Source organism: Oricola nitratireducens, from assembly GCF_014904745.1.
In the GTDB taxonomy this organism is placed as follows: Bacteria; Pseudomonadota; Alphaproteobacteria; order Rhizobiales; family Rhizobiaceae; genus Oricola; species Oricola nitratireducens.
The window spans coordinates 106,417-131,512 of the sequence record NZ_JACZCS010000014.1; the positions used below are offsets into that span (position 1 = coordinate 106,417).

Below are 25,096 nucleotides of genomic sequence, written 5' to 3' on the forward strand. Positions count from 1 at the left end.
AGCAATAATTAACCAAGACCTATATGATGGCACGCATTGAAACGCCCCGTCGAGATAGCTCGAACGCATGATGCGGCTCCGGTGCGGCTGGCCTCCCGTCAGATGCTCTCGTCCCGAAAAGGAGGTCTATCAATGACCGCTTCCTCGCTTCGTCTGGGCCACATCGTTCCCGTCGCAATTATCGCCGTCGTCGCGATGAGCCTCGGCGCCCTCGCAATATCCAACTTCATCGCGCAGGGTTCGCTTTCGTCGGCGCAGGTGATCCTTCGGGAAAACAGCGAGACGGCCACCAAGGTCAATGAACTGAGCGTTCTGCAAAAAGAGATCGAACTCGACATCGTCAGCACTCAGGAATCCCTGACCGACATTTCGGCGACGCGGGGACTCGATGGCCTGGATGACGGCTTCGCGCTTGCCGAGGGATCCTCCAAATCGCTGCGCGAGAAAGTCGCCGCGGCAAGTGAACTGGCAACGGCGCTCAAGGAGCCGGAACTCGTGGATCGGCTCAAGTCGCTCGAAGCCCAGTACGGCATGTTCTACAAGGCCGGCATCGAGATGGCGAACGCCTATATCGCCGATGGTCCGGCCGGCGGCAACAAGCTGATGGATTCGTTCGACGCCGTCGCGGACAAGATGCAAGGCGAGATCGAATCCGCCGGCGATCTGGTCGCTCAGATCGTCGAAAGTGGAAATCAGCAGACCGAAAGCCGCTTCGCCGATGTCCAGTCGAATGCCGACCATAATCTCATGACCATGTCGGCCCTCGGCGTCGTGATGCTGGTCGCGGGCATCGGCCTGGTCGCGTTTATCGCTCTTCGCCTTCTGAGACCGCTGGTTCGCACAACGAACGCGATGAACGAACTGGCACGTGAAAACTTCGACATTGAACTGCCCGCCACCGGGCGCAAGGACGAGATCGGCGATCTCGCCAGGGCCTACACGAACTTCCGCGAGAGACTGAGAGCCAAGAAGGCAGCCGATTTCGAAGCGGAACAGGAGCGCCAAGAAAAGCGCAATGAGGAACTCGAAGCGCGCGAAAACGAACGCGCTCAGGAAGAGATCCGCACCAAGCACGTTATCGATACGCTGGCGCTCGGCCTGGAACAACTTGCCGGCGGCGATCTGACCTGCACGATCGAGTCCCCTTTCGCGGGCGAGTACGACAGGCTGCGTGTCGACTTCAACATGTCTGTCGGGAAACTCAACAATACCCTCGCCGAGATCAAGGACAACATCTCCGCCATCAACGGCGATGCAAGCGAGATGCGGTCTGCCTCCGATGAACTGTCGCGGCGCACCGAGCAGCAGGCGGCTTCGCTGGAGGAGACGTCAGCGGCGCTCGAGCAGATCACGGCCACCGTGCGCAGCGCCACCGATCGCGCCGCCGAAGCCTCGCAGATGGCCGGCAGCACGCAGGAAGCGACCAACCGCTCCGGCAAGGTCGTCGCCGAAGCCGTCGATGCGATGGGACGGATCGAAACCGCCTCGGGCGAGATCACGACCATCATCAACGTGATCGACGAAATCGCGTTCCAGACCAACCTCCTTGCCCTCAATGCCGGCGTTGAAGCGGCGCGTGCCGGGGAAGCCGGCATGGGCTTCGCGGTCGTGGCGCAGGAAGTGCGCGAACTCGCCCAGCGCTCGGCCAACGCCGCGCAGGAAATCAAGGGCCTGATCCAGAATTCGGGCACGGAAGTCGCCAACGGCGTGTCGCTGGTGCGCGCAACCGGCGAAGCGCTCGACGAGATTGCCGAAAAGGTCACGGCGATCAACGAGCACATCGCCTCCATCGCGACGGCGTCGCAGGAACAGTCGACGGGCCTGCAGGAGATCAATATCGCTGTCGGGCAGATGGACCAGATGACGCAGCAGAACGCCGCCATGGTCGAGGAGTCGACCGCGGTGACGCACCGCCTCTCCGGCGAGTCCGACACCCTTTCCGACCTGATTTCGCAATTCAGGCTGGCCGGCGCGCAGAATGCGCCTGCGGTGGAAGAAGCTTCCGCAGCCTCCATCCCTGCGGAATCGCCGGCCCGCAATATGGTCCGCTCGGTGGCGCACGCCTTCGGCGGCTGACAGCCTTCCCCTCAATCGAACGAAAAGCGGCCAGCCGATGATCGGCTGCCCGCTTACTTTTGTCCCGAAGGATCGGTCTATCCTATTTTTCCGCCGGCGGCTCCGCCTGCCCGTAGAGCGGGACGGTCGATATCGCCATCTTGGCCGAGCCATCCTGCACCTGGCGGGAATGCGACAGGTAGATCAGCGTGTTGTTGTCGCGGTCATAGATGCGCTTGACGACGAGCTTCTTCCAGATCAGCGAGCGCGAGCTCTTGAAAATCTCCTCGCCGTCCTCGCCGAGGTCGATCTTGCCGATCTTGATCGGCCCGGTCTGGCGGCAGGCGATGGAGGAATTGGACGGATCCTCGAACCAGTTGCCCTTCTGGAGCCGGTCGATCAGGCCGCGGTCGAAATAGGCGACGTGGCAGGTCACGCCCTCGACGTCCGGATCGGCGATCGCCTCGATGATGATGTCGTTACCGAGCCAGTCGACGCCGACCTTGCCGACCTCCTTGGCGAAAGCGGCAGAGGGCGCCGCGGCAATGGCAACAGCCAGGACGGCGACAGTGTATCGCAAGGTCTTCAGCATTTTCGGTCTCCGGGGATTATCGAGCAATCCGTTATGTCGGTTCGCCAACCCGTTACCGCAAGTGCAATCGCTTGTTTGGCTCCAGCAGCCTTGTTGCAATGCCCTTCGCCGGCCTAGTCTCAAAACTTGGCGCGCGAAAAAGGAGACATACGCATGGGCAAGAAGATCCGCGACAAGGCGCCCAGGTTGAGTGACGCCGATCTGAGCCTGCATCTCGGCCGTTCCGACTATGAGCGCAAGCTTGCGAAGTTGCAGCGTTTGCTCACGCAGATCCAGCAGGCTTATCTCTTCACCGGCCAGTCAGCTGTGATCATATTCGAAGGATGGGACGCGGCCGGCAAGGGCGGCACGATCCGCCGGATTTCGGCGGCGCTCGATCCGCGCAGTTTCAAGGTGTGGCCGATCGGCGCGCCGCGGCGCTACTATCTCGAGCGGCACTTTCTGCTGCGCTTCATGGAGCGGATGCCGCCAAACGGCGCGATCACCATATTCGACAGATCCTGGTACGGACGCGTGCTGGTCGAACGGGTCGAGGAACTGACGCCTGAGAAAAGGTGGCGAGCCGCCTATCAGGAGATCAACGATTTCGAACGCATGATCACCGACGACGGCACGCGTCTCGTCAAGCTGTTCTTCCACGTGTCGCCGGACGAACAACTCGCCCGCTTCGAGGAGCGGCTGCGCAATCCGCTGAAGCGATGGAAACTCTCCTACGAGGATTTCCGCAATCGCAGCCACTGGGACGACTACGCCACCGCGATCGACGAGATGTTCGAGAAGACGTCGACGGATTATGCGCCGTGGCACCTGATTCCCGCCAACGACAAGAAACACGCGCGCATAACGGCGATCAAAGCCGTCACCGATTGCCTGAGCCGCGATGTCGACCTCGCTCCGCCGGTGCTTGACGATACCGTTCTCAATGCCGCGAAAGAGCATATCGACATGACCCCGTCGCTGATCGAGAGCCTTGCCGGCCGGACCGACTGAGGATCGGACCGGGCAAGCGGCCCGACGTCAATCGTGGCCGTCGTCGCCGATCCGTTGTGGGCTTTTGCAGGCATGGATGCTGCATTCCATTTCCAGCGTGGAATGGCGGATGCCGAACTCCTCGCTCAGTATCGCCTTGACGCGCGCCTTGATGTCGTCGGCGTGGCCCCAGGCGCCCTTGTCGATGGCGAGGTGAGCGTCGAGCGCGCTGTCGTGCTCGCTCATCTGCCAGAAATGCGCGTGATGGACATTGGCGACGCCCTCGACCGCCTCCATGCGCTTGATCACCGCGCTGGTCTCGATATCTGGCGGACTGCCCAGCATCAGGATGCGGATCACACCACCGATCTCGCCAAAGGCCTGCCACAGGATGTAGCCGGAGATCAGCAGCGTCACCAGCGGATCGACCAGCCGCCAGTCGAAGAGCAGGATCAGCGACCCGGCGACGATCACGGCGACCGACCCCAGCGCATCGGCGACGTTGTGCAGGAAGGCGGCGCGGATGTTCACACTTTCCTTCGACAGCGTGAAGGTCAGGAGCGCGGTCGCGACATCGACGGCGAGCGCGACGCCAGCGATGATGACGACCGGCCAGCCTTCGACACCCTGCGGCTCAATGAAGCGCAGCACCGCCTCATAGGCGAGATAAAGACCGACGACGATCAGCGTCGTGTAGTTGATCAGCGCAGCGACAACCTCCACGCGGGCGTATCCGAAGGTCATCGACGCATCCGACGGGCGCCTCGCGATCTTGCGGGCCGCGAAAGCGATGATCAGCGAGATCGCGTCGGAGAAATTATGCAGCGCGTCGGCGATCAGCGCCAGACTGCCGGCGAGAACGCCGCCGATCACCTGGACGACGGTCAGCAGAAGGTTGACGCCGACCGCCAGGGCGACGCGCCGGTCGCCCGCCCCCGGATCGACGTGATGATGGTGATGAGAATGACCGTGAGCCAAAATGCCTCCTTCGGGACTGTGCCCGTACCCGAGATAATGTCTCCAGCGGCTAGAGGTTCAAGGCTGAATCATCATTACAGCGAATTTCCCGCGCGCATGATCGCCCGCCGGGTTGCTGCGACCGCATTCGGTGTTAGGTAACCGACAGCAAAAGGAGCATGTCATGACAACGAAAAAGCGCATTCTCTTCACGGGCGGATCGGGCAAGGCGGGAAAGCATGTCGTGCCCTATTTGCTCGACCAGGGCCACCGCGTCGTCAATGTCGACCTGGCGCCGCTCGACCATCCGGGTGTCGACAATCTGACCGCCGACATCACGGATAGCGGCCAGATGTTCAACGTCATGAGTTCCTATGCGAATTTCGACGAACTGGAGCCGGGCACCGGAGTCCCCCCCTTCGACGCCGTCGTCCATTTCGCGGCGATCCCGCGCATCCTGATCCATCCGGACAACGAGACGTTCCGCGTCAACACGATCGGCACCTACAACGTGATCGAGGCGGCGGTGAAACTCGGGATCAGGAAGATCGTCATCGCCTCGTCGGAGACGACCTACGGCATCTGCTTCGCCGACGGCCGGCGCGATCCGGCGACGCTGCCGCTCGACGAGGATTACGACATCGATCCGATGGATTCCTACGGGCTTTCCAAGGTCGTCAACGAGAAGACCGCCCGCGCCTTCGCGCTGCGCTCGGGCTTCGACATCTATGCGCTCAGGATCGGCAATGTCGTGGAGCCGCATGAATATGCGCAGAACTTCCCGACCTATTTCGCCAATCCGGAGATGCGGCGGCGCAACGCGTTCTGCTACATCGACGCGCGCGATCTCGGCCAGATCGTCGATCTGTGCCTCGCCAAGGACGGGCTCGGCTTCGAGGTCTTCAATGCCGGCAACAACACAAACGGGATGAACATCCCGACCGCGGAACTGGCAGAACGCTTCTTTCCGGGCGTCCCGTTCACGCGCGAGATGGGCGAGAACGAAGCGCTGTTTTCGAACAGGAAGATCCGCGACGTGCTCGGTTTCAAGGAACAGCACGACTGGCGGGAATATGTGAAAGGCTGAGCGGGCTTTCCCGCCCCGCCTCACATGTTCGGATAGACCGGCCCTTCCCCGCCCTGCGGCACCGTCCAGTTGATGTTCTGGTTCGGGTCCTTGATGTCGCAGGTCTTGCAATGGACGCAGTTCTGGGCGTTGATCTGGAAGCGTACGCTGTCGCCCGGCTTGCGGATCGCGTCGGCCGGTACGGAGTTGCCGTCGGCGTCGATCCATTCATACACGCCGGCCGGACAGTAACGGGCCGAAAGCCCTGCAAATTCAGCGTATTCCGAGGATTTCTGAAGGTCCATATCCTTGACCTTCAGGTGAACCGGCTGGTCTTCCTCGTGATTGGTGTTCGACAGGAACACTGAGGACAGGCGGTCGAAGGTGAGTACGCCGTCGGGCTTTGGATAGGCGATCGGCTTGAAATGCGAGGCCTTTTGCGTGGCCGCGTAGTCGGGCTTGCCGTGTTTCAGCGTGCCAAACGGCGACCAGCCTCCGGTGATCTGGTTGATCCACATGTCGATGCCGCCGATGCCGACGCCGAGCGCCGTGCCGAAACGCGACCAGAGCGGCTTGACGTTGCGCACGCGCTTCAGGTCCTTGCCGATCTCGCTGCCGCGCCATGCCGCCTCGTAGGCGTCGAGCGCGTCGTCATTGGCCTTGCCGGCGGCCAGCGCCCCGGCGATCGTGTCGGCGGCGAGGATGCCCGAGAGTACCGCGTTGTGAGAGCCCTTGATGCGCGGAACGTTGACGAAGCCGGCCGAGCAGCCGATCAACGCGCCGCCCGGGAACGAGACCTTCGGCACCGACTGCCAGCCGCCCTCGGTGATCGCGCGCGCGCCATAGGCGATGCGCTTGCCGCCCTCGAAGGTGCCGCTGATGGCGGGATGCGTCTTGAAGCGCTGGAATTCCTCGAAGGGATAGAGATAGGGATTCTGGTAGTTCAGGTGCAGAACGAAGCCGACCGCGACGAGATTGTCCTCCAGGTGATAGAGGAAGGAACCGCCGCCGGTCTTCAGATCGAGCGGCCAGCCGAAGGAATGCTGCACCAGCCCCTGGCGGTGCTTCTCCGGCTTGACCTCCCAGAGCTCCTTGATGCCGATGCCGAATTTCGGAAAGTCGCTATTCGCATCGAGCTTGAAATTCGCGATCAGCTGCTTGGCGAGCGATCCGCGCACGCCCTCGCCGATCAGCGTGTATTTGCCGTGCAATTCCATGCCGCGCGCAAACATCGGGCCGGGCGTGCCATCCTTCTGGATGCCCATGTCGCCGGTGGCGACGCCCTTGACCGAACCGTCCTCGTTGTAGAGCACTTCGGCGGCGGCGAAGCCCGGATAGATCTCGACACCGAGCGCCTCCGCCCTGCCCGCCAGCCAGCGGCAGACATTGCCGAGAGACACGATGTAATTGCCGTGATTGTTCATCAGCGGCGGCATCGCGAAATTCGGCAGGCGGATCGATCCGGCCGGCCCGAGGAACAGGAACTGGTCTTCCTTGACCTCGGTCTTGAACGGATGGTCCGGATCGTCGCGCCAGTCGGGGATGAGCTTGTCGATGCCGACCGGATCGACGACGGCGCCCGACAGGATATGCGCGCCAACTTCGGCACCCTTTTCCAGAACGACGACGGTCAACTTGGGATCGGCCTGTTTCAGCCGGATCGCGGCGGCAAGGCCGGCCGGCCCGGCACCGACGATCACCACGTCGAATTCCATGCTTTCGCGCGGTTCGTTCATCGGGTTGTCGGCCCCGTTTTCATCGCTCATGCTTTTTCTCCGTACCGGCGCGGCAAAGGATCTGCCCTGTTGCCGGCGCCTCTTTCCAGTCGGCGCCGAATGTATCCCGCAAATCCCGGTTCGCAAGAACCGATTGCGCCTCTTTTCCCGTCATTTTCTTGACCTGAACGTAAACGTAAATCAAGCACCAGCTACCGGATGCCGGTGAATCGCACTATTCTGTGCCATGGCCACGGGAAATGTCCGCAGGAGCGCAGCCGCGCTGATGATCCTCGCCGTGCTGACGGCCGGGGCAAAGGCTGCCGATGCGACAGCCGGATCCGGCGGGGCTGCCGCGAGCCTTGTTCCCTATGCCTTTTCCGACGAGTTGGGCGGTTTTTCGATCCTTGCGATCAGCGGCGCGGGCACGCGCGACGATCCGGTGCATGTCGCGCAATCCTTCCGCACCGCCTCTCCCGTGACGCTGGTGGTCCGTGCGACGCGGCCGATCAATCCGTTCGGACCGTCCGGCGACTTTGCGACGGGCACGATCCACATCGTCCTCGACGTGACCAACGAAACAGGCATTCCCTGGGTCGGATTGGAACTTGAACTGCAGGAACACATCCACGAACCGAGCATCTATGGCGACGGTTTGTCCTTCGACCAGCGCCAGATCGAACGGGTAACCGCGACCTCGGACGCCTTCGCGAACGCCCATTACGATTTCGAGCCCTACGACCGGCTGCTGTTCGAGGCGGGCGCGCTCAATCCGCATGCCCATGCCGAATTCCGTTTCGTCATCACGGATATCACGCCGCTGCCGACATTCTACATAAAGCTCGATCCGCGCATTCCCGCATCATGAGCGCTTGATGGCGGATGCCGCGTCTGCGAAAGGTGATGGATGGCCAAGGCAACGGATATGACACGGGGCGAACTCGAAAGCCTGCTGCGCTTCTATGCGGAAAGCGGGCTCGATTTTCCGTTGGCCGATGAGGCTGAAGACCGTTTCGAGGCCGTGACCGCGCCAGCGCCGAAAGCCGCAAATCCGCAATCGGTGCCTGCGGCAGCTGCACCGCCCGCGCGCGCGCCTGCCATGCCGGACGCCGATGCGATCGCTCTTGCGCAGAAGGTCGCGGCGCAGACGGAAACACTCGATGATCTGCGCAAGGCGGTCGAAGCTTTCGACGGCTGCAATTTGAAGCTGACCGCGCGGAACACGGTGTTCGAAGGCGGCGCGCGCGGCGCGGCGCTGATGGCGGTCGCCGACGCGCCGGGACGCGACGACGACGCTTCCGGCGAAGCGCTGACCGGGCCGGAAGGCCAATTGTTCGACCGCATGCTAGCGGCAATCGGCCATTCGCGCGACGACTGCTATCTGGGCTTTGCCGTCCCGTGGCGCGTCCCCGGAAACAGCGTCCCCTCTCCGCTTCAGGCCTCCATCTGCAAACCGTTCATCGACCGCCAGATCGAACTGGCGCGGCCCCGCTTCCTGGTCCTGCTCGGCAACGCCGCCGCACGCATCCTCCTCGGCACCTCGGACAACATCCTGCAGATACGCGGTGCATGGAAAACCGTGCGCACCGCCTCAGGTTTCGAAGTTCCGGCCATCGCGACGCTGCATCCCCGGTTTCTGCTGGAACAGCCGGCGCAAAAACGATTTGCCTGGGCCGATCTGCTGACGATCCGCGACCGCCTCGACGAAAACGCTCCGTCCTGACGGCGTAAACGAGGCATATTCCGTCGCCCCTCTTTCATGCGCCCGCCATGCAATCGCGCTAGCAGGCATATGCACACCCATGGATGAATATCGATGCTGCACCTCTTCCGTCCCGTCGCCGGACTGCTGGCCTCCACCCTGCTGCTGCTGACGGGCATCGGGCTCATCGGCGTGCTGCTGCCGGTCCGCGCGTCGCTTGAGGGGTGGAGCCCCGTCGTCATCGGCTGGATCGGTTTCGGCTACGCGCTCTGCTTCACCGCGGGATGCATCGTCGTGCCCCGCCTCGTGCTGCGCGTCGGACATGTGCGCGTCTATGGCGTGCTCGCCTCCGTTCTCGCCATGTCGGCCTTGCTGCATGCCCTGCTGGTCATTCCCGTCGCATGGATCGTGTTTCGCGGCCTTGCCGGGTTTGCGCTCGCCGGCACCTACATGATCGTCGAAAGCTGGATCAACGAGAAAACCAGCAACGAGGACCGGGGAAAAATGTACTCGATCTACATGGTGACCACGATGATCGGCGTGATGGCCGGACAGTTCCTGCTCGTCTCCGCCGATCCGGCCACCACCTCGCTGTTCATGCTGGCAGCGCTGCTGTTTGCCGCCGCCGTCATCCCGACAGGCCTTTCGAACGCGTCATCACCGAAACCGCTGACCGAGGTTTCGCTAAATTTGGGCAAACTTTACAGGAATTCGCCGCTGGCATTCATCGGCATCGTGCTTACCGGCGTCACCTTCGGCGCCTACATGTTCCAGGCGCCGGTCTATCTGCAACTGTCCGGCTTCGGCGAGGCAAAGATCGCTACCGCTATGGCCGCGGCGATGGTGGGCGGGATGGTGTTCCAGTTCCCGCTCGGGCGGATTTCCGACCGCACGGACCGGCGGCGCGTCATCGTCGTTGTATCGTTCGCGGGACTGGTCCTCTCGGTAGCCATTGCGACATCGACCGGGATTTCCTTCACGGCCCTGATCGGGTTGATGGTCCTGTTCGGCGGCGTGCTGATGCCGCTCTATTCAATCGTCACGGCGCATGCGAACGATCATGCCGACCCGGACGAATTCGTCGAAATCTCCTCCGGCCTGCTCATCCTCTATGGCGCGGGATCGATGGCCGGGCCGGTTATCGCCGGCGGCTTCATGGCCATCATGGGCCCGACGGGTTTCTTCGTGATGATGGCGGTGTCCTATCTCATCTTCGCACTCTACGCCGCATGGCGCATCTCGCGACGCCCGGGCGTACCGCAGGACGAGATGACCGAATTCACCTATTCGCCGCCGGTCTCCTCGGCCCTGACCCCGGAGGCCATCCAGCTTGATCCGCGCGCCGACGAGGCGGCAAGCTGACCGCCGTCAACCCTGCGGGGTGATGGCGCGCCGGGCCCTGGCGCGTTCGAGGCCGAGGCGGTGTTCGCGGTAAATGATGAAAATGCCCGATGCGGTGACGATCGCCGAACCGATGATCGTCGCCCAGCCCGGCACTTCCGCGAAGACGAAATAGCCGATCGCGATGCTCAGTACCACCGAGGTGTATTCGAACGGCGCGATGGTCGAGACGTCGGCATGGCGATAGCTTTGGGTCAGCAGGATCTGGCCGAGGCCGCCGCAGAATCCGGAGAGCACCAGCGACACGGTCTGCGTCATGTCGAGCGCCTGCCAGCCGAAGGGGATCGTCGCCAGCGCGAAGACCGAGGCGGTCACCGAGAAATACAGCACGATGGTCGCTGTCTTTTCCGTGACGAGAAGCCGGCGCACCAGCACCATGGCAAGACCGGCGATACAGGCGGACGCGAAAGTCGCCGCCACGCCCAGCGCCTGGTCGCTGCCGAAATCACCGGCGCCGCGGAAAAGCTGCAGCTTGGGCCAGGAAATGACCACGACGCCGAACAGGCCGGCGATGACCGCGCCCCAGCGGTACCGGCGCACGACCTCGCCGAGCAGAACCGCGCCGAAGACGACGGTGACGAGCGGGCGGGCGTAGCCGATCGCGGTGGAGTCCGGCAGCGGCAGACGGGTCAGGCCGTAAAAGCCGAGTGCCATGGCAGACACGCCGACGAGACCGCGCATAACATGACCGACCAGGTGTTCGGTTTTCCACGCGCCCGCCAGCTGACCGACGGCGAGCAGATACACGCAAATCGGCAGGATCGCGAAGAACGAGCGGAAGAACACGATCTGTCCCGCAGGCAACTGGCCGGCATATTTGATCGCCGTCGCCATGCCCATGAACGCCGTGACGGAGCCGACCTTCAGGCCGATGGCGAGAAAGGGGCGCGATTCGATGTCGGAAGAAGCAGCCGCGGCAGACATGGAACCCTGTCCGTAGCGCCAAACAAGTTGCGAAGAAAGCCTATCGTTCTCACCGGAACGCAACGGATGGCTGACAAACCGGAATTCCCGGAATAGGTTTTGCGCGCCCTTCCCTCACCGGGTTCCGGAGAAAAACCGATGCGCTATCGCCTCTTCCCGCTCGCTGCCGTCTTCTGCCTGTTTTTCGGCGTTCTTGCGCATGCCCAGGAAGACAGCACGATCAATACGGGCAACGCGGCGGTCAGCGACAAGGATATCGATGCGCGGATCGAGGCCATCTTCGATCAGATCGAGGGGCTGCAGGGCGTTTTCGTCACCGTTCATTCCGGCGTCGTGACGCTGCGGGGCAAGGTGACCGAAGCGGCGCTGTCGGATCAGGCCGAGCAGCTTGCCAAGCGCGTCAACGGCGTCGTCGAGGTCACCAACCAGATCGGCGAGGTCACCTCGCTTTCGGTGCGGCTCACGCCGGTCTACCAGCGACTGACTCAGCGGGTCATGCAGGCGGTCGGGTATATCCCGCTGCTGGCGGTCGCCGTCATATGCTGGGCGGCGATCTTCCTTATCGGATGGTTTGCCGCACGCCCGGGCTGGCCATGGGACCGGATCGCGCCGAACGCGTTTATCGCCAACCTGCTGCGGCAACTGGTCCGGCTGGTCTTTTTCGTCCTCGGCGCGGTGATGGCGCTCGACATTCTCGGTGCGACCGCCCTGCTCGGAACGATCCTCGGCGCGGCCGGCATCGTCGGCCTGGCGATCGGTTTCGCGGTGCGCGACACGGTAGAGAACTACATCGCGAGTATCCTGCTCTCGATCCGCCAGCCCTTCCGGCCGAAGGACTATGTCCGGATCCAGGATCTCGAAGGGTCGGTTATCAGCTTGACGTCGCGCGCGACGATCCTCCTCGATGTGGATGGCAACCACATCCGCATTCCGAATTCGACCGTCTACAAGAGCAACATCACCAACTACAGCCGCAATCCGCAAAGGCGGTTTGTGTTCAAGCTCGGGGTCGGGCCGGACAGCAATCTGGAACAGGCGCTGGAAACCGGCCAGTCGCGCATCAAGGCGCTCGACTTCGTGCTCAACGATCCCGGACCGGACGCATGGATCGAGGATATCGGCGATTCCAACGTTGTGCTGACATTCACGGGATGGATCGACCAGAACGTCACGGGATTTCTCAAGGCGCGGTCGGAGGCCGTGCGGCTGGTAAAACTGGCGTTGGAGGGCAGCGGCTTTTCCCTGCCGGAGCCGACATACCGGCTGCATTTCGACAACGCGGCGCCACTGACCGGCGCGAAAAGCACAAAAGCCGCCGCTCCAAGCCCCTCGAAAACACCCGCTGCGCGCCAGGAGTCGACGACCGCCAACGACACCAGCCCCGACGAGGCCGTCAACAAGAAGATCGAAGAGGAGCGGACGCTCGGGACAGGAAGCGACCTGTTGAGCGAGGACGCGCCCGACGAACTCGGCGGCTGAAACCCGCCTATTGCGGCACGTCGAAGGGCGCGCGCCTGCCGAGCCAGCCGGACAGTTCCTCCATCTGGCCCGCCAGCATGAACAGCGTCTCTTCGTCACCGATCCGCCCGACGGCCTGTATTCCGACCGGAAGGCCGGCATCCGTGACATGCACGGGCAACGAAATCGCCGGCTGGCCGGTCACGTTCTGGATCGCGGGCCAGTGCGTGAACCACAGGCTCAGATCCATCATCTTGGCGAACAGAGGCGGCAGGCGAAGGAGCGGCGTCAGGTGCAGCGCGTCGAGGACGATCTCGTTCAGCTGGTCGAAGCCCCTGGTGTCCATAGCGCCGCAGGGCAATGGCGGATGGGCGATCACCGGCATGAGGACGGCGTCGTAAGCGCTTGTTTCCAGGATCAGATCGCGTGTCGCCAACTGCAGGCGCAGGAGCGCCTCGGCGGCTTCACCGGCGCCCAACATGTCGCCGAAACGCTTCATGATCCGCGTCGTGCGCTCGAGCCGGCCCGGCCCTTGCAGACGCTCTGCCTCCAACCGCATCTGTCCGGCGAAGGCCGAGGCGACGAGACGGCCGAAATCGCCCATGAAATCGCGCGTGACCATCGGCAGGTCGATTTCCTCGACCGCATGGCCGGCTTCCCGCGCAAGGGCGCAAGCGGCATCGAGCGCGACAAGCGTTTCGTCCGAGATGTCGAGACCGATCGGCGACTGGCGGTAGACGCCGATCCGCAGCCCTTTCGCCCGCTTGGCGGCCGCGGCGGCAAACGGGCCGGATGCGGGGGCGGCGCAATAGGGCGACAAGGGATCGGGCGCGGACGACAGATCGAGCATGGCCGCGGAATCGCGCACCGAGCGGGTCACCGCATGCTGGGCGATGAAACCGTACCAGCCTTCAAGGAAATCCGGCGTGAACGGCACGCGGCCGCGCGAGGGCTTCATGCCGACCAGCCCGCAGCATGCGGCCGGCACGCGGATGGAGCCGCCGCCGTCCGATGCATGGGCGACCGGCACGATCCCCGCGGCAACCAGCGCCGCCGAGCCACCCGACGACCCGCCGGTGACGTGGCCGGTGTTCCAGGGATTGCGCGTGATCCCGAACCGCTTCGTTTCGGTCACCAGCCGCAGGCCGAATTCCGATGTCGTGCTGGTAGCGATAGGGATGAAACCGGCGGATTTGTAGCGGGTGACAAGCAGCGAGTCCTCTTGCGGCATGACCGGCTTGACGGCGCTGCCCCAGTGAACCGGAACGCCTGCGATCGATATCCCGAGATCCTTGATGACAACCGGAACACCCGCGAAGGGCGTCGTACGGTCTACCGCAGCGGCCGCCGCGCGGGCGCTATCGAGCAGGTTTTCGGCGATGGCGTTGATTTTCGGGCCGCTGCGTTCGGCGCGGGCGATCGCCGCATCGACCAGTTCGAGGGGAGAGATCTCGCCACGCGCAACCATCGCGCCAAGCGCCGTCGCGTCGTTCTCCCACAACAGTCTTTCCGTTCCGCTCCCGTCTCCCAATGCCACCTCCCCTGTCCCGGCATGACGGAACGTAGTCCGGGTCAACCAACGCGGCAATGACGCTGTACGGAAAACCGGGGGAACGGAAAACGACCAGCCGGACACGGGCGACCGGAAAAATCATGCGCCCGAGCCTCCCGAACGGACTGCGCCCTGCGCTTCCAACCGGCTTCCGCGCGCCCCGGAACGCTGCGCCGCATTATACAATCATGAGTAGCATGCAAGCGACTTCACACCAATATGCGTCAGAGTCGGAGGATTCCCCCTATCCCTTTGAAGCCATTCCGTTAAGGAAAGGACGATCTTCCCGCATGACGAGCAATTTTCCGACCGATGGCTAGATTTTATAGCTCGGGTTAACAATGCTGACATATCTGGTTCGTATCTGGTTTGAAATGCAATGATTGCCATTTGCTGACGCCCTGAGCGGCGGATGAGGACGGGGCGCCCAAGCTCCCCAACCAATACAGTAAGGCCGCGCGTCCCGTACGGACATAACGGCAATTGACCGGCGCAGAGACATTCTGCACCGAAACGCAAAAGTGCGTCTTACCGGCACCCGTTTCGGGACAGGGAAGGACGAACAGGGGACGCGGAATGCACCAGAATAGCGACAAGGAAACCTGCGCCGATCAGGATATCGAAGGCCGACTGGCCTTTCTCGGTCTCGACGAAACGAGCCGGGCGCAAATCCGCAAATTAAAGCCTGTCATCGAGCGCGAACTACCGAAGGGACTGGACCGCTTCTACGACACCGTGCGCAAAACGCCGGAAACGCGGAAATTCTTCTCCTCCGATGATCACATGCGCGCCGCCAAGGGCGCGCAGATCGGCCACTGGACCGCCATCACGACCGGGAATTTCGACGACGCTTATGTCGACCGCGTATGCACGATCGGTTCCACGCATGCCCGTATCGGGCTCGAGCCGCGCTGGTATATCGGCGGCTACGGCCTGATCATCGAACAGTTTCTGCACGGTGTCCTCGAGGCGATGTGGCCTGCTGGCGGCATGTTCTCGCAAAAGAAAACATCGCCGGACGAAACGGCCGCCATGCTGTCGAGCCTCATCAAGGCGATCATGCTCGATATGGACCTTTCGATTTCGGCCTATGTGGAACAAGCAGAAGCAGAGCGGAAGCGGGCCGAGGCAGAGGCCATGGACGTCATGCGCGTGACCGTGGCCGCCTTTACCAAGGCGATCACCCATCTCGCCGCCAAGGACCTCTCCTACAGAATGGAAGACGAGTTGCCGGAAGGCTACCAGTCGCTGAAGACCGATTTCAACGATGCCCTCGGGATGCTGGCCGGCACGATCGAGAATATTCTCGCCTCCGCGGAGACGATCAATTCGGGCTCAGACGAAATCCGGTCGGCCGCCGAAGACCTGTCGAAACGCGCCGAGCAACAGGCCGCAGCCGTCGAGGAGACCGCCGCAGCCGTCGAACAGATCACGGCCGCCGTCAAATCATCGGCCGGGCGCGCCGAGGAAGCCGGCCAAATCGTCGGCCGGACAAAAACAAGCGCCGAACAGTCCGGCGAGGTCGTACGCAAGGCGATCGAGGCGATGGACCGCATCAACAAGTCGTCCGATGACATCTCGCGCATTATCGGCGTGATCGACGAGATCGCCTTCCAGACCAACCTCCTGGCGCTCAACGCCGGGGTCGAGGCGGCGCGCGCGGGCGATGCCGGCAAGGGTTTCGCCGTCGTCGCGCAGGAAGTGCGCGAACTGGCGCAGCGCTCAGCCAATGCCGCAAAGGAGATCAAGCAGCTCATCTCCGCCTCGGGCGACGAAGTAAAAACCGGCGTGTCGCTGGTCGGCGAGACCGGCAAGGCGCTTGAAGGCATCGCGACCGGCGTCGAGGATATTGCGAGCAATGTCGAGGCGATCATCGAGTCGGCGCGCGAACAATCGACCGGTCTGCAGGAAATCAACATCACGATATCCTCGGTCGACCAGGGCACGCAGCAGAATGCGGCAATGGCTGAACAACTCACCGCCAGCAGCCACTCGCTCGGTAGCGAAGTGGTCGAGATCAACGCGATGCTGCGAGAATTCCGGACCGGGCATCAACAGGTCAGGGCGCCGAAAGCTGTCTCCGAGGCCGCACCGGCACGCCCGCGGCCCTCGCCCGCCCGCAATCTAGCCCACAAGGTCAACGCCGCGTTCGGCGGCAACGCCGCACCTTCGGACGACTGGGAAGAATTCTGACAACATAAAGCCCGGCGCCAGCGCCGGGCTTTGATTCCGGTGTCGTAACCGGCGTCCGACAGAAACTGGCCAAAAACCTACAAAGCCGCGCCGTCGCCGATAACGGCCACGGCGTGAACGCGCCATTCCACCGCCTCTGGTGCCGGAGCAATCAGTTCACGACCCGGAACGGACCCCACCGTCCACGGCTTGACGAACCATGGCTTCCGGCTGGAATACCATTCTAAGAAACCCGCCAAGCGTAGAATACTTACCCTAGGTAAGTAGAATCTTACATATTCCGTTAAGGAACAGAGGGTAATTTCTTACCAGCATGCGATGATTTGGCGCATGGCGTTCGCCCGTGTTCGGCGAACCGGTGTGGGGCATTAAGCCTCGATATTCGATCCGGCATTTCATCCGGCGATGCAGAGCATCGCCTGTCATCGGCGCCTGCACAGCGGCGCCGGAACGGAGACGCATGCCGACTCGCGTGAACAAATTCGCAATTCAAGAGGTTACAGCCATGAATGCAGCAGCGAAAAATGACGTCTGCGTTGAACAGGACATCGCAGGCCGCCTCGATTTTCTCGGCCTTGACGAAAAGACCGCCGAAAATATCCGGCGCCTGAAGCCGATCATCGACCGCGAACTCCCGATCGGACTGGACCGCTTCTACGATACGGTGCGCAAGACGCCGGAGACGCGGAAATTCTTCTCCTCCGACGACCACATGCGCGGCGCCAAGAACGCGCAGCTCTCCCATTGGGGCGGCATCACGACAGGCAAGTTCGACGAAAACTACGTCAACCGCGTGCGCACGATCGGATCGGTTCACGCCAGGATCGGCCTTGAGCCGCGCTGGTATATCGGCGGCTACGGCCTCCTCATCGAGCACCTCGTGCACAGCATTCTCAAGGACCAGTGGCCGGCCGGCGGCGTCTTCGCCAAGAAAAGCGGCTCCGACGATACGGCCGACCTGCTTGTCGGCCTGCTCAAGGCGATCATGCTCGACATGGACCTGTCGATCTCGGTCTACATGGACCAGGCCGAAGAGGCCAAGAAGAAGGCCCAGGAAGAAGCGATCGCCGCCGAACGCAAGATGATTGTCGACAGTTTCGGCAGCGCCATGGCGCACATTGCCGCCAAGGACCTCTCATATCGGGTCGAGGACGATCTGCCGGAGGCCTACGCTACGCTGAAGGAAGATTTCAACAACGCGGTCAAGGAACTCGCCGAGACGATCAACAGCATCGGCGGGTCGGCGGAGGCGATCAATTCGGGATCCGACGAGATCAAATCCGCCGCCGACGATCTGTCGAAGCGTGCCGAACAACAGGCCGCGGCCGTCGAGGAGACCGCAGCTGCGGTCGAGGAGATCACTGCAGCGGTCAAGTCCTCCACCAACCGCGCCGAAGAAGCCGGACAGCTCGTCGCCCGGACCAAGAAGAACGCCGAGCAGTCGGGCGACATCGTGCGCAAGGCGGTCGATGCGATGGGCCGCATCAGCAAGTCGTCCGAGGATATCTCCCGCATCATCGGCGTGATCGACGAAATCGCCTTCCAGACCAACCTGCTGGCGCTCAACGCCGGGGTCGAGGCGGCGCGCGCCGGCGATGCCGGCAAGGGTTTCGCCGTCGTCGCGCAGGAAGTGCGGGAACTGGCGCAGCGTTCGGCCAATGCCGCAAAGGAGATCAAGCAACTGATCACCACGTCGGGTGACGAAGTGAAGTCCGGGGTGTCGCTCGTCGGCGAGACGGGCAAGGCACTGGAGTCAATCGTCGGCGAAGTGCAGGAAATCGCCATCAACGTGGACGCGATCATCGATTCGGCGCGCGAACAGTCGGGCGGGCTGCAGGAGATCAATGTGTCGGTCTCGTCCGTCGACCAGGGCACGCAGCAAAACGCCGCGATGGCCGAGCAGCTGACGGCATCGAGCCATTCACTTGGAAACGAGGTCGCTTCGATCAACCAGATGCTTCGCGAATTCACGACCGGATACCAGCAGATCAAGGCGCCGAAGGCGGTCTCGTCGGACGCACCGGCAAGCCCGCGGCCATCGCCTGCCCGCAAACTCAACCGCAAGGTGGCGAACGCCTTCGGCGGAAACGCGGCGCCCGCGGACGACTGGGAAGAATTCTGAGACCTGCCCGTCCCGGATTTCCGGACCACGCAAATGGCCGCCTTCCGTTCCGACGGGGGGCGTTTTCTTTCGACCTGCCCCTAACCGCTCACCGACGCGAAACAGGCCGGCAATATCGCGACATTGTCGATGATGGCGTCCGCAAGCGGCGACAGCGTTTCGCAATTCCCCGCCCCGCTGAGAACGCCGACAACGGTTCCCGCTCCAGCCGCGCGGCCCATCTCCATATCGTGGCGGCTGTCGCCAATGACGGCGATATCGGCCGGAGCGCAGCCTATGGCGGCGCAAAAGGCGCGTACCATGCCGGGTCCCGGTTTCGGGCCATGACCCGAATCCCAACCGGCGACGAAATCGGTGAAACCGCCGATCCCCAGCGTTTCGGCAGTCCCTGCAATCGCGCGTTCGCTGTCGCTGCTGGCGATACCGAGCACGAGACCCATGGCCTTCAGCTCGGAAAACAGCAGTGGGAGATCGGCCAACGGAACGGCCGCGTCGGCGCCGGCGGCGAAACGGTCGTCGAGTGCCTTCGTCAGCGCTTCATGGGTCATCGGACTGCCCTCGGCCACCATCTGCGCCGCGATCTCGCGCGCCGTTCCCGATGCGAAAAGGCTGTCAGCGACGGTCAATCCCGTGACCGGATCGACTCCACAGGCGGCGAGGATGCGCTTCTCGAGCGCCGGATCGCCCGACGCGCCGATCGCCGCCGCCTCGCGGTTGATCCGCGCCCAGCTCTTCTCGAAATCGATAAGCGTACCGTCCTTGTCGAAAAGGATAGCCCTGGTCGTATCGGGTGAAAGATGAGGAGTGCCGCGCATCGAACCGCCTGGAATACCGGCCCGTTTGACGCCGGCCGGTCCCGCGATAGGTGTTTTCAGCCGGTGGCGCAAGATTGATGCCGCCGCCCGCGGGTTACGAAAAGCTCAGCGACCCCTGTTTTTCAGTTCCGCCAGTATCTCGCCGGTGTGCTCGCCGCGCGAAGGGCTCGGCTTCGGTGTCCACGGCGCTTCGCCGACAAAGCGCGGCGCGGGCGCGGCCTGCAGCGCCGGCGCATCGCCCTGCCAGACGCCACGCGCCTGCATGTGCGGATCGCGTGCGGCCTCGGCGGGATCGAGAACCGGCGCGACGCAGGCATCCGATCCCTCGAACAGAGAGGCCCAGTGCGCGCGGTTTTCCTTCGCGAAGACCGCCGCCAGCCTCTGCGACAGCTCGGGCCAGAGGGATGTATCGTACTGGCGGGCGAAGTCCGGGTCGTCCGCGAGGCCCATACGCTGCAGGAACTCGGCATAGAATTTCGGTTCCAGGCATTGCACCGAGACGAAACCGCCATCGGCGGTGCGATAGGTGCGGGACCAGTGCGGACCGTCGAGCAGGCTCCGGCCGCGCGCCATCGACAGCGCGCCGGTCGCCGACAGCGCCATGAACAGGTTCATCATATGCGCCGAACCGTCGACGATCGCCGCGTCGACGACCGCACCCTCGCCGGTCTGGCGCGCCCGCAGGATCCCCGACAGCATGCCGATGACCAGATAGAGCGCGCCGCCGCCGATATCGCCGACAAGAGTCGGCGGTGTCAGCGGCGCGTCGCCTGGCGCGGAGGCATACCAGAGTGCACCCGAGGTCGCGATATAGTTGAGATCGTGACCCGCCTGCTGCGCCTTCGGGCCGTCCTGCCCCCAGCCGGTCATGCGGCCATAGACGAGCGCCGGATTGGCGGCGTGGCATTCGTCCGGCCCGAGGCCGAGACGCTCCATGACGCCCGGCCGGAAACCTTCGATCAGCCCGTCGGCGGCCGCGATCAGGGCCATCGCTGTCTCGTGGTCGCCTGCATCCTTCAGGTCGAGCGCGATGGAGCGCTTGCCGCGATCGAGCGGATTGCGTTCGGCAAAGCCCGGCGCCGCCGAACCGCCCTTGCGGTGGATGGTGACAACATCGGCGCCGAGATCGGCAAATAGCATCGCGGCAAAGGGTCCGGGGCCGAGCCCCTCGATCTCGATGATGCGCATCCCCTCAAGCATCCGGCCCTCCCTGCCCTGCTTTTCGCCTCTATTTCCGTATAGGCCGATTCCGCGGTCCGGTCACCGGCCGGACCGCAAGCGCCGACAGGACCAACCGGATGACCGCCGTGACCAGACCGTTGCACCTGCCCGCGCCGCTGCGCGGCCGCGTCGCCGAACGGGTGGCGCATATGCTGACGCCGAAGGGCGCGACCATCGACTTCACCAGGCCGCAAGGCGAGGAAGCGCTCGCGCCGCCAGACTCAGTGTCATGGCGCATCTTCAAGAACCCGGTCTCGCTGTTCATCGGCGGCGTCGCCGCGGTGCTGCTGGAATTCGGCGAACCGCGGGTGCGCGACGGGGTCTGGCAGAACACGAGCTTTCGGCGCGACGCCTTCGCCCGGCTGCAGCGCACCGGCTACGCGGCGATGGTAACGGTCTATGGCGCGCGCAGCGACTCCGAACGCATGATCGCCCGGGTGCGGGCGATGCATGAGCGCATCAGCGGCGTCACCAGCGAGGGCGAACCCTATGCGGCGAACGATCCGGAATTGCTGGAATGGGTTCAGGCGACGGCAAGCTACGGTTTCATCGAGGCCTATCACCGCTATGTCGCACCGCTTTCACCCGAGGAAAAGGACAGTGCCTACGCGGAAGCGGTCAATGCCGCGCGGCTCTATGGCGTTGCCGAGCCGCTGACCTCTGCCGCGCAATGCGAGGCGCTGTTCAACGCAAAACGGAACCGCCTGCAGCCCTCGCCGATCGTGCACGAGTTCCTGGGTATCATGCGCAAGATCCGGATCGACGGCATACATGCCGGTCCGGTCCAGCACGCACTCCTGAAAGGCGCGGTGGAGATCCTGCCGGACTGGGTGCGTCAGCGCCTCGACCTCGGCGAGGAATGGTGCCTCAACATGCTGGAACGCGGCTTCATCTCCGGCATCGCCAAGGTTAGCGACCGGCTCGTCATCCCGACCTATCCCGCCGTGCAGGCCTGCAGGCGGCTCGGCCTTCCGGACTGCTACCTGTTCGCCAGACGCAGCGTGAGCGCGCCGTAAGAAAAGCGTGTCGCGCCGGTTTCAATCGTCATTGGCGGAATTCAGGTCTTCCGGCCGGGTCCCTTCCTCCAACGTGGAAGAGCGCATGAAACCGTGCGCCTGCAGCCATTCGCGCAGGATGCGCTGAACCGCGTCGGGGCGCGACGGCTTGTCCTTCTGGGCGGCTGCATAGACGTCGATCCCGTCGAGGAGATCGCGCTCCAGGGCGACGCTGACCTTTTCGGCATCAGGCCCGGGGCGATTGCGGTTGTCGGTTGCGGACATTTCTGGAACCGGGATTTCTTTCGCGTAATCAAATTAATATGCGAAGCGGTTGCGGTAGGCAACGCGTTTTCCCGGCCGTTACACTCTGCCGTGACAGAGCCGCCGCATATCCGGTAAAAAGGCGGTGATTTGCCGCGTACCACCGCGCAACGCACAAGGAAACAACGCCAGTGCTGGAAAGGTTCAGGTCACTCTACGAGGACGAAACGCCGGTGGCGCAGCGATTCCGTTACGGGCTGCTGGTCTTCGACCTCGGCACGGTCTTTTTCGTGATCGTCACGTCGTTCTTCCAGCGCACCCAGACGGTGGAGTTCATCGACATCGTTCTGGGCATCATCATCCTGGTCGATTTCCTCGTGCGGGTGATGATCGAGAAGAGCAAAGGCCTGTTCTTCCTGCGGCCGGCGACCTGGGCCGATGTCGCGGCGGTGCTGTCGTTTCTCGCGCCGATCACCGGCGAGGGTTTCGGGTTCCTGCGCATCCTCAGAACGCTCCGGCTGCTGCACACCTACCAGCTTCTCGCCCGGCTCAGGCAGGACTTCCCCTATTTCCGCAAGCACGAGGACGTGGTGCTCGCTGCCATCAATCTCGCGGTCTTCCTGTTCGTGATGACCGGCCTGATCTACGCGACGCAGTACCGCGTGAACCCGGAAATCGGGAACTATGCCGACGCGCTCTATTTCACCGTGACGACGCTGACGACCACCGGTTTCGGCGACATCACGCTCACCGGCACGGGCGGGCGGCTTCTGTCCGTCGGCGTGATGATCGTCGGCGTCACCCTGTTCCTGCGGCTGGCCCAGGTGCTGTTCCGCCCGGCGAAGGTCCGCTACGAATGCCCGCAATGCGGGTTGAGCCTGCACGATTCCGATGCGATCCATTGCAAGCATTGCGGTACGACGATCCACATCAAGACCGAGGGCGGCGTCTGAAACACGTTTGACGCGCGACGCCGGCGCGATCACACTCCGGAACCGTCGAAACAGCTTCCTCCAGCCAGACGGAATTTCCCATGCCGGCCGTAAAGGGTTTTCTGATCGATCTCGGAGGCGTCGTCTATCAGGGAGACACGCTCGTTCCCGGGTCCGCGCAAGCGATTGCGCGGCTTACCGAAGCGAATGTGCCGTTCCGCTTCCTGACCAATACGACCAGCGCGCCGAAGCGGACTATCGTCGAGAAACTCGCGAGCATGGGCGTGGAAGTCGAGGGGGATCATGTGTTCACGCCGGCGATGGCCGCGCGGCACCTGATCGCCGAACGCGGGCTGAAGCCGCATTTCCTTGTCCGCCCTGCCCTGATGGAGGATTTTGCCGATCTGGCGGAAGGCGACCGGCCGGCGGTGATCCTCGGCGATGTGGGCGACGGCTTCACCTACGGGGCGATGAACGAGGCGTTCCGGCTGCTGGAGGACGGCGCGGACTTCATCGCCCTGGCGAAAAACCGCAAATTCGCCGGCCCGGACGGGAAAACCTGCCTCGACGCCGGCGCCTATGTGGCGGCGCTGGAATATGCGAGCGGGTGCGAGGCGGAGGTGATCGGCAAACCCGCACCGGAATTCTTCCATTCGGCCTGCGCCGACATGACGCTGAATCCGGGCGAGACCGCGATGATCGGCGACGACGCCGAATTCGACGCCAGCGCGGCGGTCGCCTGCGGCCTTGCCGGCGTGCTGGTGCACACAGGCAAATGGGCGCCCGGCGCGGCGGACGGGCTGGCACCGCAGCCAAGCTGCGAGTTCGAGGATTTGCTGGAGGCGGTGACGGCGATGGGTATCCGACGCTGAGAAAAAGCCCCCTCGCTCTCCCCGGACCGGACAATCCGGAGAGACCCGAAACGGGTCGATCAATGCTTGGCGGCCGTGCAAATTTCGGAGGCCGCGATAAGACTTGTTTAAGAGCCGGAATGTATAGGGATTCCGGATACTGTATAAATCGCCAATACCTGAATTTTCTCCGAAAACAAAACGAGCCCGGCTTTGCATACATCCCGCGTAAATGCCCCTACGGAAAGTAGACGCTACAATAATTTGCTCCACCGGGCAGACGAGGAATTCGATTTTTCTGCCCTGTGGGCGACGCTGCCGGGCGGGGCGTGCCACACCCCGTTCCAGTCGCCATGCTTTCTGGATTCCTTTGTCCGCACCATCGCTCCGCGCCACGGCATGCGGCTGCACATCTGCGAGGTCCGTGACACGGACACCGGATCGCCGGTCGCGATGTTTCCCTATGCGGTCCATAAACGCGGTCCCGTCCGGATCGCCTCGGTTCCCGACATGGGGCTGGCGGACCAGGCCGGGCCGGTTCTGGCGAACGGCCATTCGATCCCGCAGGAGGATTTCCGTTCGATCTGGGCCGCGTTCACCGGGGAGCTTCGTGGCGTCGACCTCGTCGATATCGACAAGATTCCGCCGCGCATCGGCGAACGGGACAATCCGCTCCATCGCCTGGACGCGTGCGAGCCGTCGGGCGAAATGCTCGCGCTCGACCTGACCGCGGGTAGCGACGCCACGTGGCGCAGGAAGTCGGTCTACAAGACCGTCCGCTCGAAGGAAAAGCGGTTGTCCGAGACCGGAGTCACGTTTCACCAGACGCAGAATCCGCGCGAATCCCTCGATCTCTTCGAAGCGCTGAAACGCCAGCGCCACAGGCGGTTCCACTCCATCGGCCGGATGGATTCACTGGAAAGCCGACCCGGTTTCACCGATTTCTACCGGTCCGTGGCCTCCAACGCGTCAACCGGCGGTTCGGTGATGGCTTTCTGCCTCAAGACCGGCGATGACATCGTCGCGGCCTATCTCGCCTTCGCCGACAGGACCGTCATGAACGGCGTCCTGATCTCGATCGGCGACGACAAGTGGCATTGCTGCTCGCCGGGCATGGTGCTGACCGCGAAGGTCATCGACTGGTCGCAGAAAAACGGCCTGAAGACGTTCTGTTTCGGCACGGGGATGCAGGACTACAAGCTGCGCTTCGGCGGAAGCCCCGCCGAGATGCGCCGCCTGTCGCAGCCGCTGACGCCAATCGGCAGGCTGTTCACCGTCGCCCGGCAGCTGAAGCAGGGCACGTTTTAAAGGC

The 25,096-nt window shown here is 63.2% G+C and carries 21 protein-coding genes; 13 read left to right on the forward strand and 8 right to left on the reverse strand.

Annotated features, from left to right (window positions below; genetic code table 11):
• Positions 1–132 precede the first annotated feature (132 nt).
• The gene (locus IG169_RS09000) at positions 133–2,076 is read left to right on the forward strand and encodes a methyl-accepting chemotaxis protein (protein WP_193175860.1); all 1,944 of its coding nucleotides are present in this window, start codon (positions 133–135) and stop codon (positions 2,074–2,076) included.
• An 82-nt stretch (positions 2,077–2,158) separates the two neighbouring features.
• Here IG169_RS09000 and IG169_RS09005 read toward each other — a convergent pair whose 3' ends face one another.
• Positions 2,159–2,647 carry a CreA family protein gene (locus tag IG169_RS09005; RefSeq protein ID WP_193175861.1) on the reverse strand — a complete coding sequence of 163 codons (489 nt, stop codon included), beginning with the start codon at positions 2,645–2,647 and terminating at the stop codon, positions 2,159–2,161.
• A 153-nt stretch (positions 2,648–2,800) separates the two neighbouring features.
• Here IG169_RS09005 and IG169_RS09010 point away from each other — a divergent pair, with 153 nt between their 5' ends.
• Positions 2,801–3,637 carry a polyphosphate kinase 2 family protein gene (locus IG169_RS09010; RefSeq protein ID WP_193175862.1) on the forward strand — a complete coding sequence of 279 codons (837 nt, stop codon included), beginning with the start codon at positions 2,801–2,803 and terminating at the stop codon, positions 3,635–3,637.
• Between the two features lie 27 nt (positions 3,638–3,664).
• On the opposite strand, the gene IG169_RS09015 is transcribed toward IG169_RS09010, so the two are convergent.
• Positions 3,665–4,594 (reverse strand): cation diffusion facilitator family transporter, encoded by a 930-nt coding sequence (locus IG169_RS09015; protein WP_193175863.1) that lies wholly within the window; start codon positions 4,592–4,594, stop codon positions 3,665–3,667.
• 163 nt (positions 4,595–4,757) lie between these two features.
• Between IG169_RS09015 and IG169_RS09020 the strand changes: the two genes are divergently transcribed.
• The gene (locus IG169_RS09020; protein ID WP_193175864.1) at positions 4,758–5,660 is read left to right on the forward strand and encodes an NAD-dependent epimerase/dehydratase family protein; all 903 of its coding nucleotides are present in this window, start codon (positions 4,758–4,760) and stop codon (positions 5,658–5,660) included.
• A 20-nt stretch (positions 5,661–5,680) separates the two neighbouring features.
• On the opposite strand, the gene IG169_RS09025 is transcribed toward IG169_RS09020, so the two are convergent.
• Complete coding sequence (locus IG169_RS09025; RefSeq protein ID WP_428982243.1) at positions 5,681–7,405, reverse strand: electron transfer flavoprotein-ubiquinone oxidoreductase; 1,725 nt, start codon at positions 7,403–7,405, stop codon at positions 5,681–5,683.
• Positions 7,406–7,601: 196 nt separating this feature from the next.
• On the opposite strand from IG169_RS09025, the gene IG169_RS09030 reads away from it, so the two are divergent.
• The 3 genes from IG169_RS09030 to IG169_RS09040 all read left to right on the forward strand — a co-directional run bounded on the left by IG169_RS09030 (position 7,602) and on the right by IG169_RS09040 (position 10,418).
• Positions 7,602–8,222: a hypothetical protein gene (locus tag IG169_RS09030; protein WP_193175865.1), complete on the forward strand. Its 621-nt coding sequence runs from the start codon at positions 7,602–7,604 to the stop codon at positions 8,220–8,222.
• Positions 8,223–8,279: 57 nt separating this feature from the next.
• Positions 8,280–9,077, forward strand: a complete 798-nt coding sequence (locus IG169_RS09035; protein ID WP_193175866.1) for a uracil-DNA glycosylase — start codon at positions 8,280–8,282, stop codon at positions 9,075–9,077.
• 93 nt (positions 9,078–9,170) lie between these two features.
• Complete coding sequence (locus tag IG169_RS09040; RefSeq protein ID WP_193175867.1) at positions 9,171–10,418, forward strand: MFS transporter; 1,248 nt, start codon at positions 9,171–9,173, stop codon at positions 10,416–10,418.
• 6 nt (positions 10,419–10,424) lie between these two features.
• Here the strand turns inward: IG169_RS09040 and IG169_RS09045 are convergent, their stop codons facing one another.
• Positions 10,425–11,381, reverse strand: a complete 957-nt coding sequence (locus IG169_RS09045) for a DMT family transporter (protein ID WP_193175868.1) — start codon at positions 11,379–11,381, stop codon at positions 10,425–10,427.
• Between the two features lie 138 nt (positions 11,382–11,519).
• Between IG169_RS09045 and IG169_RS09050 the strand changes: the two genes are divergently transcribed.
• Entirely contained in the window at positions 11,520–12,860 is a 1,341-nt protein-coding gene (locus tag IG169_RS09050) for a mechanosensitive ion channel family protein (protein WP_193175869.1), read from the forward strand.
• 7 nt (positions 12,861–12,867) lie between these two features.
• On the opposite strand, the gene IG169_RS09055 is transcribed toward IG169_RS09050, so the two are convergent.
• Entirely contained in the window at positions 12,868–14,340 is a 1,473-nt protein-coding gene (locus IG169_RS09055; protein ID WP_246717262.1) for an amidase, read from the reverse strand.
• A gap of 627 nt (positions 14,341–14,967) precedes the next feature.
• Between IG169_RS09055 and IG169_RS24210 the strand changes: the two genes are divergently transcribed.
• Both IG169_RS24210 and IG169_RS09065 read left to right on the forward strand, forming a co-directional pair.
• Complete coding sequence (locus tag IG169_RS24210) at positions 14,968–16,584, forward strand: globin-coupled sensor protein (RefSeq protein ID WP_193175870.1); 1,617 nt, start codon at positions 14,968–14,970, stop codon at positions 16,582–16,584.
• 505 nt (positions 16,585–17,089) lie between these two features.
• Positions 17,090–18,706 carry a globin-coupled sensor protein gene (locus IG169_RS09065; RefSeq protein ID WP_193175871.1) on the forward strand — a complete coding sequence of 539 codons (1,617 nt, stop codon included), beginning with the start codon at positions 17,090–17,092 and terminating at the stop codon, positions 18,704–18,706.
• An 80-nt stretch (positions 18,707–18,786) separates the two neighbouring features.
• Here the strand turns inward: IG169_RS09065 and IG169_RS09070 are convergent, their stop codons facing one another.
• Positions 18,787–19,521 carry an HAD family hydrolase gene (locus IG169_RS09070; protein ID WP_193175872.1) on the reverse strand — a complete coding sequence of 245 codons (735 nt, stop codon included), beginning with the start codon at positions 19,519–19,521 and terminating at the stop codon, positions 18,787–18,789.
• Between the two features lie 105 nt (positions 19,522–19,626).
• Entirely contained in the window at positions 19,627–20,721 is a 1,095-nt protein-coding gene (locus tag IG169_RS09075) for a CaiB/BaiF CoA transferase family protein (RefSeq protein WP_193175873.1), read from the reverse strand.
• 98 nt (positions 20,722–20,819) lie between these two features.
• Between IG169_RS09075 and IG169_RS09080 the strand changes: the two genes are divergently transcribed.
• Positions 20,820–21,758 carry an oxygenase MpaB family protein gene (locus IG169_RS09080; RefSeq protein WP_193175874.1) on the forward strand — a complete coding sequence of 313 codons (939 nt, stop codon included), beginning with the start codon at positions 20,820–20,822 and terminating at the stop codon, positions 21,756–21,758.
• A gap of 21 nt (positions 21,759–21,779) precedes the next feature.
• Here IG169_RS09080 and IG169_RS09085 read toward each other — a convergent pair whose 3' ends face one another.
• Entirely contained in the window at positions 21,780–22,022 is a 243-nt protein-coding gene (locus IG169_RS09085) for a ribbon-helix-helix domain-containing protein (RefSeq protein WP_193175875.1), read from the reverse strand.
• 170 nt (positions 22,023–22,192) lie between these two features.
• Between IG169_RS09085 and IG169_RS09090 the strand changes: the two genes are divergently transcribed.
• The 3 genes from IG169_RS09090 to IG169_RS09100 all read left to right on the forward strand — a co-directional run bounded on the left by IG169_RS09090 (position 22,193) and on the right by IG169_RS09100 (position 25,092).
• A complete protein-coding gene (locus tag IG169_RS09090) occupies positions 22,193–22,954 on the forward strand; it encodes an ion channel (RefSeq protein WP_193175876.1) in 762 nt (253 codons plus the stop codon).
• Positions 22,955–23,034: 80 nt separating this feature from the next.
• Positions 23,035–23,805, forward strand: coding sequence for a TIGR01458 family HAD-type hydrolase (locus IG169_RS09095; protein WP_193175877.1), 771 nt, complete (start codon positions 23,035–23,037; stop codon positions 23,803–23,805).
• Positions 23,806–24,048: 243 nt separating this feature from the next.
• On the forward strand, positions 24,049–25,092 hold the full coding sequence (locus IG169_RS09100; RefSeq protein ID WP_193175878.1) for a GNAT family N-acetyltransferase: 1,044 nt from the start codon (positions 24,049–24,051) through the stop codon (positions 25,090–25,092).
• The last annotated feature ends 4 nt before the right edge of the window (positions 25,093–25,096 follow it).